Source organism: Nostocoides vanveenii, assembly GCF_039531165.1.
Classification (GTDB): Bacteria; Actinomycetota; Actinomycetes; order Actinomycetales; family Dermatophilaceae; genus Nostocoides_A; species Nostocoides_A vanveenii.
The window spans coordinates 63,894-78,773 of sequence record NZ_BAAAPN010000103.1 but is presented as its reverse complement, the minus strand read 5'-3'; the positions used below and the strand labels follow the sequence as shown (position 1 = coordinate 78,773).

Annotated in this window: 11 protein-coding genes; 5 read left to right on the top strand and 6 right to left on the bottom strand. The window is 69.0% G+C overall.

Annotated elements, in window-relative coordinates; translation table 11 throughout:
• Positions 1–100: 100 nt before the first annotated feature.
• On the bottom strand, positions 101–1,024 hold the full coding sequence (locus ABD209_RS17760) for a LysR family transcriptional regulator (RefSeq protein WP_344068842.1): 924 nt from the start codon (positions 1,022–1,024) through the stop codon (positions 101–103).
• Between the two features lie 70 nt (positions 1,025–1,094).
• Between ABD209_RS17760 and ABD209_RS17755 the strand changes: the two genes are divergently transcribed.
• The 3 genes from ABD209_RS17755 to ABD209_RS17745 all read left to right on the top strand — a co-directional run bounded on the left by ABD209_RS17755 (position 1,095) and on the right by ABD209_RS17745 (position 4,678).
• A complete protein-coding gene (locus tag ABD209_RS17755) occupies positions 1,095–1,343 on the top strand; it encodes a hypothetical protein (protein WP_344068839.1) in 249 nt (82 codons plus the stop codon).
• A 93-nt stretch (positions 1,344–1,436) separates the two neighbouring features.
• The gene (gene pta / locus ABD209_RS17750) at positions 1,437–3,500 is read left to right on the top strand and encodes a phosphate acetyltransferase (protein ID WP_344068836.1); all 2,064 of its coding nucleotides are present in this window, start codon (positions 1,437–1,439) and stop codon (positions 3,498–3,500) included.
• Complete coding sequence (locus tag ABD209_RS17745) at positions 3,497–4,678, top strand: acetate/propionate family kinase (RefSeq protein ID WP_344068833.1); 1,182 nt, start codon at positions 3,497–3,499, stop codon at positions 4,676–4,678. Before pta ends, ABD209_RS17745 begins: the two co-directional genes overlap by 4 nt.
• 66 nt (positions 4,679–4,744) lie before the next feature.
• Here ABD209_RS17745 and ABD209_RS17740 read toward each other — a convergent pair whose 3' ends face one another.
• Complete coding sequence (locus tag ABD209_RS17740; protein WP_344068830.1) at positions 4,745–5,320, bottom strand: hypothetical protein; 576 nt, start codon at positions 5,318–5,320, stop codon at positions 4,745–4,747.
• Between the two features lie 129 nt (positions 5,321–5,449).
• The gene (gene purU / locus ABD209_RS17735) at positions 5,450–6,307 is read right to left on the bottom strand and encodes a formyltetrahydrofolate deformylase (RefSeq protein ID WP_344068827.1); all 858 of its coding nucleotides are present in this window, start codon (positions 6,305–6,307) and stop codon (positions 5,450–5,452) included.
• 58 nt (positions 6,308–6,365) lie between these two features.
• Here purU and ABD209_RS17730 point away from each other — a divergent pair, with 58 nt between their 5' ends.
• The gene (locus tag ABD209_RS17730) at positions 6,366–7,619 is read left to right on the top strand and encodes a DUF2207 domain-containing protein (RefSeq protein ID WP_344068824.1); all 1,254 of its coding nucleotides are present in this window, start codon (positions 6,366–6,368) and stop codon (positions 7,617–7,619) included.
• A 16-nt stretch (positions 7,620–7,635) separates the two neighbouring features.
• Here ABD209_RS17730 and ABD209_RS17725 read toward each other — a convergent pair whose 3' ends face one another.
• Positions 7,636–8,031, bottom strand: coding sequence for a hypothetical protein (locus ABD209_RS17725; RefSeq protein WP_344068820.1), 396 nt, complete (start codon positions 8,029–8,031; stop codon positions 7,636–7,638).
• A 167-nt stretch (positions 8,032–8,198) separates the two neighbouring features.
• On the opposite strand from ABD209_RS17725, the gene ABD209_RS17720 reads away from it, so the two are divergent.
• Entirely contained in the window at positions 8,199–8,447 is a 249-nt protein-coding gene (locus ABD209_RS17720; protein WP_344068818.1) for a WhiB family transcriptional regulator, read from the top strand.
• A 3-nt stretch (positions 8,448–8,450) separates the two neighbouring features.
• Here the strand turns inward: ABD209_RS17720 and ABD209_RS17715 are convergent, their stop codons facing one another.
• Positions 8,451–9,926: a sensor histidine kinase gene (locus tag ABD209_RS17715; RefSeq protein WP_344068847.1), complete on the bottom strand. Its 1,476-nt coding sequence runs from the start codon at positions 9,924–9,926 to the stop codon at positions 8,451–8,453.
• A gap of 44 nt (positions 9,927–9,970) precedes the next feature.
• Positions 9,971–14,839: an NAD-glutamate dehydrogenase gene (locus ABD209_RS17710; RefSeq protein WP_344068844.1), complete on the bottom strand. Its 4,869-nt coding sequence runs from the start codon at positions 14,837–14,839 to the stop codon at positions 9,971–9,973.
• Positions 14,840–14,880 lie beyond the last annotated feature (41 nt).

The following is a 14,880-nucleotide window of genomic DNA, read 5'->3' as shown; positions in this document are numbered from 1 at the left end:
GGCCGAGCAGGCGGCCCCTGCTCGGTAACCCACGAGTGTTTGTGAGTGAGGCCCCGGCCCGCAACCGACTCAACCATCCTGAGCGGTCACTCCATACGGTCTAAACGCTGCTAGCAGACGTTAGGTTCGCCCCGCCCCCGACCACGAAGCGGCGGAAGGAGTCGGCCGCGGGCAGCAGGCGACGCTCGGTCAGGCACGCCAGGCCGATGTCGCGCTGGGCCCCCGGATCCAGCAGCGGGAGGAAGCGGACCGGCCCGAGCACGACCGGGACATCGCGCCCGAGGGCCGGGACCACGGCCACTCCCAGGCCGGCCCCGACGAAGCCGCGCACCGTGGGCAGGTCGTCCACTTCATAAGCGACCACCGGCGAGAAACCGGCCGCATTGCACAGGTCGACCACCTGCTCACGCATCCCCGAGGGCCGGCGGCGCATGATGAAGGGCTCGGCAGCGACCGCGGCGAGTTCGACCGCATCGGCGTCCGCGACTGGGTGATCGAGCGGCACGCACAGCAGCAGCGGCTCGACGGCAACCCGTCGCCACTCGATATCGGGATGGGAAATGCGCGCGGTGGTCAGCTCCAACTCGACCTCGCGGGTGAGCAGGAGGCGCGAGGGGGCCCCGGGCTCGCCGACCGCCGTCCGCTGCAGGGCGAAGCGCACCTGGGGCCGAATCCGCCCGAAGTCGCGAATCAGCCCGGGGACAAACCACGTCCCGAGGCTGAGCGGGAAGCCGAGCGTGACCAGCCCGCTGCCGGGATCCAGCAGTTGTTCGACCGCGGCCAGGCCGTCGTCGAGATTGTTGACAAAGGCGTCCACATGGCGTTTGAAGGTCGCCCCGGCCTGAGTCAGGCGCAGCACCCGGCCGGAGCGGCGCAACAGCGGCGTGCCGACGTCCTCCTCCAGTCGCGCAAGCGCACGAGAGACGCCTGGCTGACTGACGGCATAGGTCTCGGCGACCTCGGTGACCGTCAGTCCGTCGGCAACGAGCTGGAACCAGCGCAGCGCCTCGGTCTCCACTCCCATGACGTTACGGCATAAATGGCATGCTGTGCAGCTATTGGACGCATCGTTGCCCGACGAGGACACTTGACGCATGAGCACGAAAACCCGCTGGCACGACCTGATTGCCACCCACAACGAACGCAAGGCCGCCCGCGCCCACGTCCGCGAACTCCAGGACGCCCTGGCCGTCTACACCTCACCGGTCGAGATCGAAGACCTCCTGGCGAGCGTCGAGGGCCAGGACAGCGACGACGCCGACCTGGTGCGCGACATCCTCACGCACAACTTGAGCAGCACCCACAGCAACCGCGCCCACCTGCGCGCCCCGATCGCCGCCTGACGCTGCGCGCAACCACCCCGGCCCGGCCGTCGCCTCGAGCGCGGACCGGGCCTTTTCGTCTGCCGCGAGGCCGGGCGCCCTAGGCTTGCGAGCATGTCAACGCGCATCTATGTGGCCGCCACCGAAGCCGCCGCCGGCAAGTCCGCGATCGCTCTCGGCGTGGTATCGGCGCTGACCCGCCAGGCCGGCCGCGTCGGCGTCTTCCGCCCGATCGTCAGCAACACCGACGAGCCCGACCCGGTCCTGACGCTGCTTGCCGCGAGCCTGTCCGAACCGATGGATCCGCACCTCGCGCTGGGCGTTACCTATGACGCCATACACGCCGAACAGAGCGCCGCGATGGAGGAGATCGTCGCGCGCTTCCACGCGGCCGCGGCGGGCCGCGATGCGATGGTGGTCGTCGGCTCCGACTTCTCCGACGTCCCCTCCCCGACCGAGTTCAGCGTCAACGCGGAACTGGCCGCGAACCTCGAAGCCCCCATGCTCCTGGTGGTCTCCGGCGCCGACCGTGAACCCGAGGACATCGCGACGGCGGCTCGGGTCGCGATCGCCGACGCGCGGGCGCACCACGCCCATGTGCTCGCCGTCGTCGCCAATCGGGTGACCGCCGACCCGGACTCAGCACTCGCCGCCGTGGCCGCCGGAGCGGGCATCCCCGCCTTCGCCGTCCCCGACTCCCCCTTCCTGCGGGCGCCGACCGTGCGGCAACTCCTCACCGCCGTCGACGGCACCTTGCTGTATGGCGACCCCACCCGTCTCGATGAGACCTGCCAGGGGCTCGTCGTCGCCGCGATGACGATGCCGCACGTGCTCGACCGGCTCGTCGCCGGCGGCGCCGTGGTCGTTCCCGGCGACCGTGAGGACGTCGTCCTCGGCGTGCTCCTGGCTCACGAGGCCAACACCTTTCCCACCCCGGCCGCGCTCTTCCTCAACGGCGGGTTTTCGCTCTCACCGCAGGTTCAGCGGCTGATCGACGGCCTGAGCCCGCAACTGCCGGTCATCGGTTGCGCGGGCGGAACGGTGGCGACCACCTCGACCCTGGTCGGCGTTCGCGGCTATCTCGATCCCGGATCCCCGCGCAAACTCGAAGCGGCAGAACGACTTTTCACTCAGCACATCGACTCCGAAGCGCTGCTGACCCACCTCGGTGCAACCACGCCCGGGGCCGTCACCCCGCTGATGTTCGAGCAGCAACTGATCACGCGGGCCCGCGCCGCGAACGCCCACATCGTGCTTCCGGAGGGCAATGACGACCGCATCCTCGACGCAGCCGACCGCATCCTGCATCGCGGAGCCGCACGCCTGACGATCCTCGGCGATCCGGCAGCCGTCCGCGAACGCGCCGGAGTGCTGGGGCTCGACCTGGAGGGCGCGCGGCTGCTCTCGACCGAGGACCCCGAGCACGTCGAGCGCTATTCGATCGAATACGCGCGCTTGCGTGGGCAGAAGGGCGTGACCGTCGACATGGCGCGCGATATCGTCACCGACGTTTCCTATTTCGGGACCATGATGGTTCTCCTCGGCGAGGCCGACGGCATGGTGTCGGGCGCGGCCCACACCACGGCGCATACCATCCGGCCCGCGCTCGAAGTCATCAAGACCGTGCCCGACGTCTCGGTCGTCAGCAGTGTCTTCTTGATGTGCCTGGCCGACCGGGTGCTGGTCTATGGCGACTGCGCGGTCAATCCCGAGCCGACGGCCGAGCAACTCGCCGACATCGCTATCTCCTCAGCCTTGACGGCGGCGCAGTTCGGCGTCGACCCGCGGGTGGCCATGCTGTCCTATTCGACCGGCAGCAGCGGCACCGGAGCCGATGTCGAAAAGGTCAGGGCCGCAACGGAACTGGTGCGTGCGCGGGCCCCGCATCTGCTCGTCGAGGGACCGATCCAGTATGACGCGGCCGTTGACCCCGCGGTCGCCGCGACGAAGCTCAAGGGATCGCCGGTGGCCGGCGCCGCCACGGTTTTCGTCTTCCCCGACCTAAACACCGGCAACAACACCTACAAGGCCGTGCAACGGTCGGCGGGCGCCGTGGCCATCGGACCGGTACTGCAGGGCCTGCGCCGACCCGTCAACGACCTCTCCCGTGGTGCCCTCGTCCGTGACATCGTCAACACGATCGCCATCACCGCGATCCAGGCAGGAGCGTCGCAGTGAAGCGTGTTCTGGTGATCAACGCCGGCTCGTCATCGGTGAAATACCAACTCCTGGATGCCGATTCGGGACTCGTCGCGGCCTCGGGCCTGATCGAGCGGATCGGGGAAGGGACGGGCGAGCTACGGCATACGGCAGGCGAGAGCACGCAGCGCTGGTCGGCGCCGATCGCCGACCCGGCCGCAGCATTCGTGGCCCTGGGCGAGGCCTTCGGGACCTACGGTCCGGATCTCGGCGCGGAACCGCTCTTCGCCGTCGGTCATCGCGTTGTCCACGGCGGCACCAAATTTCGCGAGGCCACGCGCATCGACGAGCACGTGCTCCACGCTCTTGAAGAGCTGACTCCCCTTGCGCCCCTGCACAATCCGGCAAATATCGCCGGCATCCGGGCGGCGCTGGCCCGCTTCCCCGATGTGCCGCATGTCGCCGTCTTTGACACGGCCTTCCACCGGACCCTACCGCCCGCGGCGTTCACGTATGCCGTGCCGCAGACCTGGCGCGATGAGCACAGCGTGCGCCGCTACGGCTTCCACGGGACGTCCCACGAGTATGTCTCGAGGCGTGTTTCGGCGATCATGGGTCGCTCCGAGCTAGCGATCGTGGTGCTGCACCTGGGCAATGGGTGCAGCGCCTGCGCGGTGCTCGACGGCGAGAGCATCGACACCTCGATGGGCATGACGCCACTCGAGGGCCTGGTGATGGGAACGCGTTGCGGGGATCTGGACCCGGCGATCCCGTTCCATATGGCGCGCACGGCCGGCCTCGGCGTCGCCGAGTTGGACGACGCCTTGAACAAGCAGAGCGGATTGAAAGGCCTTGCGGGAGCGAACGATTACCGCACTATCTCGGACCGGGCCCAGGCCGGCGATGCGGATGCCGCCGCAGCGATCGCTGTCGTGGTGCACCGCCTCGTCAAATACATCGGCGCGTATGCCGCGGCCATGGGCCGCCTTGATGCCATCGCCTTTACGGGCGGGATCGGCGAGCACTCGCCCCGGTTGCGCGCGGCGGTCCTGGGGCGCCTGACCGTCTTCGGTGTCGAGATCGACGCGGACGCGAATGCGGCGGCCGAGGGCGAGACGCTGGTGACCACGTCGGCCAGTAGGGTCGCGGCATACGTCATCCCCACGAATGAGGAACTCCAGATCGCTCGCGAGTGCCGAAGCCTCCTGCAGCAGTAGCGCCGCGCGCCCGCCCGAGCGCGGCAACGAGCACGCCGAGGAAGCCTGGCGTGCGCGGGCGCTGGATCAGTTGGTGCCGGCCGTGCTGGGCAGGGTCGGAGCAGACGTCGGGGCGTTGCCTTGGGCGCCGCTCTGCGTGCCACCCTGAGCCGCGCCGGGGGCTTGACCGTCCATGCCGCCACGCGGGCCACCCATCCCGCCGCCGTGACCGCCCATGGCGCCCGGACCGCCGGTGTTCTGGGTGATAGTGGCGAGGTCGGCGCTCACGTCGAAGAAGACCGGCGAGCCGTCCTTGGTACCGAGTGCGTCGTACGAGCCGTCGGGGTCCTTGCGGACGGTGTCGATGGTGACCGTGGCGTCCTTGGCCTTGACGGCTGCGATGACCTTGTCGGCCTCGGTGCCGGTGACCGCCGTGTCCTGGGACGCGTCGTTCATGCCCGGACCACCCTGACCCTGCGGGGCCTGACCCTGGTTGGCGGCAGCGGCCCCGCTGGACGCGCCATTGGAGCCGGCAGCGGCGGAGCTGGAGGAGGTCGAGGATGAGGAGTTGTCGGCCGCGTTGGCGAGGGCGGCACCGCCACCGACGACGACGCCGGCGGCTGCGAGAGCGGCAGCCGCCGCACCGAACTTGGAAAGGGCCATGGATGTTGCTCCTTGGGGTCTCGCCGGTCGGCTCATCCGCCCGGCTTGTGTAGCAACAACTTTCGGCACACTCCCTGTCGGGAAGCTGTCAGCGCGCCTCGCGTGGGCTAAGACTTGGCGCCGGCGCGATCAACTGAAGACGACGGTGCGGTCACCGGCGATCATCACCCGCGACTCGCAATACCACCGCAGCGCGCGGGCCAGCACGCGCTCCTCGCACTCCTCACCGGCCCGGACCAGGTCCTGGGGAAGCATCCGGTGATCGACGCGGATCGCATCCTGCTCGATGATCGGTCCTTCGTCGAGGTCGGCGGTGACGAAATGCGCCGTCGCGCCGACGAGTTTGACGCCGCGGGCGAACGCCTGGTGGTAGGGCTTGGCGCCCTTGAAGGAGGGCAGGAAGGAGTGGTGGATGTTGATGATCCGTCCCGACATCGCCGCACTCAGGTCGTCGGAGAGGATCTGCATGTAGCGGGCGAGGACGACCAGGTCGACGCCGAGGTCGTCGACCAGGGCCGAGAGTTGGGCCTCCGCATCCGCCTTGGTGTCCGCGGTGACGGGAATGTGGTGGAAGGGAACGGCATACGAACGCGCCAGCGGCTCCAGGTCGCGGTGGTTGGAGACGATCGCCGCGATGTCCATATTGATCCCGCCGGTTCGCCACCGGAAGAGGATGTCGTTGAGGCAGTGGCCAAACTTCGAGACCATGACGATGGTGCGATAGGGCGCAGCTGCCGGACGCAGGGCCCAGTCCATCGCGAAGGGCACCCCGATCGCGCCGATGGCCCCGTGCAGGTCGTGCTCGTCGAGCACGCGGCCGTCGACGCCCGCGAAGAGCACCCGCATGAAGAAGCGTCCGGTGCGCTGGTCGTCGAACTGTTGGCTCTCCAAAATGTTCCCCCCGACATTGGCGAGCGTGGTCGCGACCGCGGCGACGATGCCGGGTCGGTCGGGGCAGGACAGGGTCAGGACGTAATTACCGCTCACGGGTGCGCATGCTAGTCAACGACGCGGCCGCCGGCCGCACGCCCTAGGCTTCCCCGGTATGCCGGCAGACGAACGTATCGCGCTGATGGTGGCCGCCCTCGTGCCGGTCCTGATCGTGCTGCCCGCCGTCGTGTGGTTCCGCCGGCGGCGCCGCGACGCCGTATTCGCCGGGGTCACGCCCGGCGAGTTGCCGGCCCTGGGGCAGCAGGTCACCCGCACGCGCGTCGGGGGTGGGCAATCGGAGTGGTCAGGACCGGTCGCCGTGCGGTTCACCCCACCGGACGGTATGACGCCCGGCCTGGTCGGCACGGTCATCGACGGCCGCGCGGATGTCGTCGACGTCAGCGCCACGCTGATCGACCTGGCGGTGCGCGGCTATCTGCGGTTGCACCCTGAGCCGGTCGATCCGGCCGCCCCACCTCCGCCCCCGGCGCCCTCGCACCGGGGGCGGCCGGCCCCCGCCTCCGCCCGCCCGGACCGGGACTGGCGCCTGACCCGCCTGCTGCCCGCGCCCCCCGGTGCCCTGCTGTCCTTCGAGACGCTGCTGCTCGGACGGGTCTTCGCGCAGGGTCCCGAGACCACCATCGGCGAGCTGAAGAAGCGTGGCTTCGACCTGACCATGCGCGAGGCCCAGATCGGGCTCTATCGCGAGGTCGTCGACCGCCGCTGGTACACCAAGCATCCGCGGGACCGCAATCGGCGCATCGGCTGCCTGGCCCTGCCACTGCTGCTCGTGGCCATCGGCCTGCTGGGCTATGGCGGCGCGGCCCTGCTGACGACCGCGCGCGAGAATCACCTGCTCATCGCGCTCGGTGCCGGATTGGCGATCGCCTCGGGCATCCTCTTCATCGGCATGCGCGGACGCACGCCCCGCACTGCGGAGGGCAGCGCCGCGCGCATCCAGGCCCTCGGCTTCAAGGAATACCTGACCAAGGCCGAGGCCGGGCAGATCCGCTTCGAGGAGGCCGCCGATCTCTTCTCGCGCTATCTGCCCTATGCCATGGTCTTCGGCGTCGCGGACCGCTGGGCCAAGACCTTCGCCGACGTGGCCACCCGGGCGCACTTGGCCGGCCTCGGCGACGCGTACTTCGACTTCACCTGGATCGACGGCGCGGACCTCGTGTGGAATCTCGGCACGGGAATCGGCGACCTGGGTGATCTGATCGGCTCGATCGGGGACTTCGACGTCCTGACGGGCGTTGCCGACGCCGCCGGTGACTTCGCGTCGTCCGCGAGCGGACTGCTCGACTTCGGCGACGGGTGCGGCGGCTGCGACGGGTGCGATGTGCTCGACGGGTGCGACCTGTTCTGAGCTGAGCCGGACCAGGTCAGCGCGCGGGCGAGACCTCGTCCTCGCCGGACGCCGCGAGGGCGGCCACCACACCCGCGCCAGCCAGCAGGAGCGCAGGTCCGCCGATCCACATCCCCCAGCCCCTGACCGCGCTGAAGCCGACGGGAATCATCAGCGCATTGAGCACGAGAGTGGCCATCCGCTGCCAGCCGTCCGAGCGCCGCCACGCCCGGATCATGGCCAGCAGGATCAGCAGGCCGACCACGAAAAGGGCGATCGAGGCCAAGGTACGTCCCGCAGACTCGGCCTTGGCGGCGCTCAACTCGATCACATAGAGCACGATCAGCCCCACCAGCCCCAGGGCCTCCAGGCCGAGCACGGCGAGGGCCACGGCGACCGGCCAGGTCCGGGTCGCGGCGGGGGGATGCGTCATACGGGCACCCTATGTCGAGGCGCCGGGAACAAAATGACTGCCCTAACCATTGGCAACCAGAGGGTTTGTCCCTGACAATGGGTCGTTGATCCTTCTTGGAAACCCCCGTGCCCCGGCCCTACCATCCGTGGCACCCAATGTGTTGCTCGACAAAGGAGCTCTGCTTCATGGACTGGCGCGACCGCGCGGCGTGTCTCGACGAGGACCCGGAACTATTCTTCCCGATCGGGAACACCGGTCCCGCGATCTTGCAGATCGAAGAGGCCAAGGCGGTCTGCCGTCGGTGTGAGGTGGTCGACATCTGTCTGAAGTGGTCGCTGGAGAACGGCCAGGATTCAGGCGTCTGGGGCGGTTTGTCCGAGGACGAGCGCCGCGCACTCAAGCGTCGTAACGCCCGCGCCCGCCGCGCCGGCTAAGTCCTAACTCTCCCGTTCGAGAGGGCGCAGACAGGCGAAGAAGCGCACCCGCGTGCCGTGGGGGTTGACATCCTCCCACCGGATGGCGCCGCGCAGATCCTGGACCAGTGAGTTGACGATCTGGGTGCCGAGGCCCGCCTTGCCGGGCCGGAAACCCGGCGGTATGCCCGTGCCGTTGTCGGCGATCGTCACCCGCAGCACCACTCCGTCCTCGCCCTCCTCCCTGTCGACGAGCACCTCGATCCGCCCGCCGCGGTCGGCCAGGCCATGCTCGACCGCGTTCTGCACGAGTTCGCTGATCACCATGGCCAGAGCCATGGCGTCCTCGGCGCGCATCCGCCCGAAGGTGCCCGCGACCCGCGACTCGATGTGCTGCTCCTGGGACGCCACCTCGATGACGGCCTGCAGGCCACGCACCGCGATGTCGTCGAAATCGACGGTCTCGTCGAACCCGTGGCTGAGCGTCTCGTGGACCATGGCGATCGTGCCGACCCGGCGCACCGCCTCATCGAGGGCATCCTTGCCCTGACCCGGCGGGAGCCGGCGGGCTTGCAACCGCAGGAGGGCCGCGACGGTCTGCAGATTGTTCTTGACGCGGTGGTGAATCTCGCGGATGGTCGCGTCCTTGGAGAGCAACTCGTGCTCGCGGCGGCGCAACTCGGTGACATCGCGCAGGAGGATCATCGCGCCGATGCGCTGATGGTCCTCGGTCAGCGGGATGGCGCGCAGGGCCACCGCCCCGGCCCTGGTCGCGACGTCGGCGCGCCAGTCCGCCCGGCCGGTAGTCACCACGGCGAGGGCCTCGTCCACTTGCCCCTCGTCGCGCAGCACATCGGTGAAGATCTGGGTCAGGTGCTCGCCGATGACCTCACCGTCGTGACCGAGCCGGTGGATCGCGCTGAGGGCGTTGGGGCTGGCATACCGCACCAGGCCGTCGACGCCGAGGTGGATGACGCCGTCGCTGACGCGCGGGGCGCCCCGGCGGTGACCGGTGGGAGCGCACGCCGTCGGCCACTCCCCCGCCGCGATCATCCGCACGAGAGTCGCCGCCAGCCCCTGATAGCTCAGCTCCAGCCGGCTCGGCGTGCGCAAAGCGGTCAGATTCGTATGCCGGGTCAAGATCGCGATCGTGCCGCCCTGGTCGCGCAGCGGGACGGCTTCCTCACGGATCGCGTGATCGTGATCGAGAATCGGCCCGCCGCGGCGCAGAACGGCCCCTTCGTACTTCGCCTGTTCGAGCAGTCGCGCCCGGTCGCCCATGGCGACCTGGCCGACGATGTCATCGAAAAAGACCATTTGGCCGGTGTTCGGGCGCACGTGGGCGACCGCGTGCCAGCCGCCGTCGAGCATCTGGATCCACAGCACCAGATCGGCGAAGGACAAATCGGAGAGCAACTGCCACTCGCCGAGCAGGACGTGCACCCGCTCGATCGCCCGGTCGCCGAGTTGCGAATCCCGGTGAAGGCGTTCGGCGAGCATGCTGACCACGAGCGGGGAGCCTACCCGGTCAAGGTGTCCGGACCTCAGTGATCGGCCGACCCCGACTTTACGACGGTCCGGAGCACGCGCAGCGCTACGGACAAGGCAGAGATGCCCGGCCGGTCCATGCGGTCGATGCCGCGCAAGGAGCGGTGCGCGCGCTCGAGCGAGTCGCGGTTGGCGTCGAGCCAGTGCTCGATCAGGTCCTCCGGCCCGGCCGAGCCCGGCTCCGCGCCCGCCAGCACCGAGCGCGTGATGCCTTCGAGGATGCCGTACAGGTCGTCTCGGAGGGCGCCACGCGCCAGCGAATCCCAACGATTCTCCCGCGAGAGCAGGGTGATTTTGCCAAGGAGGTTATCCACGCCCAGGCGCTCGGAGATCTGGAAATAGAGCGGGATGATCACCGACGGGTCGTGCCCGGTCTCGGTGGCGATCTCGACGATGTCGAGCAGGGAGTAGCAGTCCAGCAGCGCCGACCGGCGCGCCGCGATGTCTTCCGGGACGCCTTGCTCGACGCGGGCGGCGGTATTGCGATCCAAACGTTCGCGCTCGCTGCCCACCAGGAAGTCGGGAATCTTCGGTGCCCACTCGGCGATGATCGGGCGGAAGCGCGCGATCTCGGTGGAGAGGTCGAGGCCCGCCGGGCGGCTGACCACGAGCCACCGCACCGCCCGGTCGAGCAGCCGGCGCAACTCCAGATAGAGATCCGTCTGGACGTCCGTGCCCACCTGGTTGTCGAGGGCTTCGACGGCCGACAGATAGCCCGCGGCACCGAAGATCTCGCGCGCGATCACGAAGGCCCGCGCGATCTGCTCGGTGGTCGCTCCCGTTTCCTCGGCCGCGCGGAAGGCGAAGGTGATCCCGCCGCGGTTGACCAGGGAGTTGGCGATCGCCGTCGTGATGATCTCGCGTTTGAGCGGATGGGCGTCGACCGCGCCGGGGAAGCGCTCGCCGACCAGCGGCGGGAAGTAGCCGCGCAGCGTTTGCTCCAGCCAGGGATCGTCGGGCAGCGTGGTCTGCAGCAGATCGTGCTTGAGCGCCAGCTTCGCGTAGGCGACCAGCACCGAGAACTCGGGCGAGGACAAGCCGGCCTGCTCCTCGGCCCGCTTCGCGAGCTCCACATCGGAGGGCAGGAACTCCAACTCCCGGTTGAGGTCGCCCCGGTCCTCGAGTTCGTGGATCAGCCGCTGGTGGACCGGCACCATCGCGAATTGCTGGGCCCGGGCATTCCCGAGCAGGACGTTCTGCTCGTAGTTGTCGCGCAGCACGGCATGCGCCACGTCATCGGTCATCGAGGCGAGGATCTCGTTGCGCTGTTTGAGAGTCAGATCGCCGTCGCGAACCACCTGGCTGAGCAGGATCTTGATGTTGACCTCGTGGTCGGAGGTGTCCACGCCGGCCGAGTTGTCGATGGCATCGGTATTGATCCGGATGCCATGGCGGGCCGCCTCGATGCGTCCGTGCTGCGAGAAGCCGAGGTTGCCGCCCTCGCCGACGACCCGGACCCGCAGGTCTCGGCCGTCGACGCGGATGGCGTCATTGGCGCGGTCACCGATCTCGCCATTGCTCTCGGTGCTCGCCTTGACATAGGTGCCGATGCCGCCATTCCACAGCAGGTCGGCGGGCGCGAGCAGGATCGCGTGGATCAACTCGGCCGGCGTCATGGCGCGGACCCCGGAGTCGATCCCTAGTGCTTCGGCGACCGGCGCCGTGATGGGTACCGACTTGGCCGTCCGCGGATAGACACCGCCCCCCTCGGAGATCACGGCAGTGTCGTAGTCGCCCCACGACGAGCGGGGCAGGTCGAACAGGCGCTGCCGCTCGGCGAACGACGTCGCGGCGACCGGGTTGGGGTCGAGGAAGACGTGCCGGTGATCGAAGGCGGCGATCAGGCGAATGTGGTGCGAGAGCAGCATCCCGTTGCCGAAGACGTCACCGCTCATGTCGCCGATGCCCACCGTGGTGAAGTCCTCGGTCTGGGTGTCATGGCCGAACTCGCGGAAGTGCCGCTTGACCGATTCCCACGCCCCGCGGGCGGTGATCCCCATGCCCTTGTGGTCGTAGCCGCTGGAGCCGCCGGAGGCGAAGGCGTCATCGAGCCAGAAGCCATAGTCCTGGCTGACGCTGTTGGCGATATCGGAGAAGCTGGCCGTGCCCTTGTCGGCGGCAACCACGAGATACGGGTCGTCGCCGTCGTGCCGCACGACATCGGCGGGCGGGACGACCTCGTCGCTGACCCGGTTGTCGGTCAGGTCGAGCAGGCCGCTGATGAAGATTCGGTAGGACGCGATGCCCTCGGCCAGCCACGCGTCGCGGTCACTGTTATCGGGCAGTTGCTTGGCAAAGAAGCCGCCCTTGGAGCCGGTCGGCACGATCACGGCGTTCTTGACCATCTGGGCCTTGACCAGGCCCAGCACTTCGGTGCGGAAGTCGTCGCGCCGGTCGCTCCAGCGCAGGCCGCCGCGAGCGACCGGGCCGAAGCGCAGGTGCACGCCCTCGACGCGCGGGCTGTAAACCCAGATCTCGTATGCCGGCCGCGGAGCCGGGAGTTCCGGCACCTTCTGCGGGTCCAACTTCAGCGAGACATAAGCCTTGGGCGCCCCGTGGGCGTCGCGCTGGTAGTAGTTCGTGCGCAAGGTTGCGCGGATGACCCCGAGGAAGGCCCGGATGATGCGGTCCTCGTCCAGCGAGGTGACCGAATCGAGGGCGTCGACGATGCGCTCGGCGATCGCCTCCTCGCAGGCCGGTCGGTCGTCCGCGGAGCCGGCCGGATCGAACCGCGCCTCGAAGAGCGCGACCAGGTCGGCAGCGATCCGCCAGTTGTGGATCAGGGCGTTCTGGAGATAGTTCTCGGAGAAGGCGGGCCGGGTCTGGCGCAGGTACTTCGCGATCGTGCGCAGGATGACCACCTGGCGCCAGGTCAACTGCGAGCGCAGCACCAGCGTGTTGAAACCGTCGGACTCCGCGCGACCGGCCCACACGGCCGCGACGGCGTCCTCGAAGAGTTCGCGCAGGCGGGCGTGGGTCATCGAGCTCCACACGGCACCGTCACGCACCCGCAGGCCGAAGTCGTAGACGTGCAGGCGGGTGCCATCGGCGCGTGCCACCTCATACGGTCGCTCGTCGACGACCTCGACGCCCATATCGGTGAATAGCGGGAGCACCCGGGTCAAGGTCACCTGTTCGCGCCGGAAGATCTTGAAGCGACGCTCGGTGTCGGGCTTCCAACGCGGCTTGTAGAGCACCATGCGGGTCGAATCCGGGTCGGGCAGGGCCTCGAGGTGGTGCAGGTCGGCGACGCCCTGGCGGACCTCGAAGTCCTCCTTGTATGCGGTGGGGAAGGCGCCGGCATACGTGCTGACCAGGCGCGCGGCCTCCTCCTCACCGAACTCGCGGACGGAGGCGCCCGCGAAGTCCTCATCCCACGTCCGGGTGGCCGCGGCGATGCGGGCCTCGAGGGCATCGACGTCGACATCGGGGACGCGAGTGCCCGGCTCGAGACGCAGAACGTAGTGCACTTGCGCGAGATGGGATTCCGAGACCCGGGTGGTGTATTCGACGCCCACCGCCCCCACGGCCTCCCTCAGGATCGACTCGACACTGAGCCGGACGGCGGTGTTGTACCGATCCCGGGGAATGAAGACCAGCGCCGAGACGAACCGGCCGTAGTCGTCGGGCCGCAGGAAGACGCGGGTGCGGTGCTTCTCCGCGAGATTGAGCACCGAGGTGGCGACCTCCAGCAGCTGATCGCCGTCCGCCTGGAAGAGCTCGTCGCGGGGGTACTCCTCGAAGATCCCGAGCAGGTCCTTCGCGGAGTGGGAGCCCTCGGAATAGCCGGCCGTGCGCAGGACGGAGGTCACCTTGTCGGCGAGGAAGGGCACGCGCAAGATGGATTCGGCATACGCGCTCGCGGTGAACAGGCCGAGGAACCGGCGCTCCCCCACGACCGTGCCGTGCTCGTCAAAGGTTTTGACCCCCACATAGTCCATATAGACCGGCCGGTGCACCGTGGCGCGCGAGTTGGCCTTGGTAACGAAGACCAGGCGCGGCTCGCGGGCCTTGCGCAGCACGGTCTCGTTCAGCGGCGGACGCGGCTGACCCATCGGCGGGTCGGAACGCAACAGTCCCAACCCGCTGCCCGGCACCGGGATCAGCCCGGTGCCGCCCTCGACCGGCCCGAGCCGGTAGTCACGCGCGGCGAGGAAGGTGAAGTGGTTGTCGGCCAGCCAGGCCAGCAGCTCGACGGCCTCGTGGGCTTCACCGTCGTCGATCCCGGCGGGTGGGTCCGCGGTGATGTCGGCGGCGACCTGCCGGGCCCGGGCCTGCATCTTCGGCCAGTCCTCGACGGCTTCCCGGACATCGGAGAGCGCGGCGCGCAACCGGCCTTCGATCTCGTCGCGATCGGACGCGTGGGACTCCCGGTCGATCTCGACATGCATCCAGGACTCGGCCAGCACACCGACGGCGCGTCCGGCCTGGGCCTCGGCATCGCCGGCGATGATGCCGACCAGGTCTCCGGTGGCGTCGCGCTCGACCTGCAGGACGGGGTGAATGACCAGATGGACCGGGCGATTCATGGTGGCGAGCACGGCATTGACCGAGTCGACGAGAAAGGGCATGTCGTCGGTGACGATCTGGACGACGGTGTGCGAGCTGGTCCAGCCGTCGGCGTCGAGCGTCGGGTTGAAGCAGCGCACCGAGGCGGTGCCGGCGGGTCGGTGCCGGGCGAGTTCGCGCTGCCCCACGGCCAACGACAGCAGGTCTTCTGGCGTGCGTCGGCGCAGCTCGTCGACGGGCACGTGACGGTAGTAGTCCTGAAGGAAGCCCTGCATCGGCGGCGCACCGGCCGCGGTCGCGAGATTGGCCGCCTCGGTGATCAACTCGGCGCGGGTCTGGGAGTCGTGGGACGTCATTGTCGACACTGGAAAGACACCTTTTCATTTGTCCGGGGCGT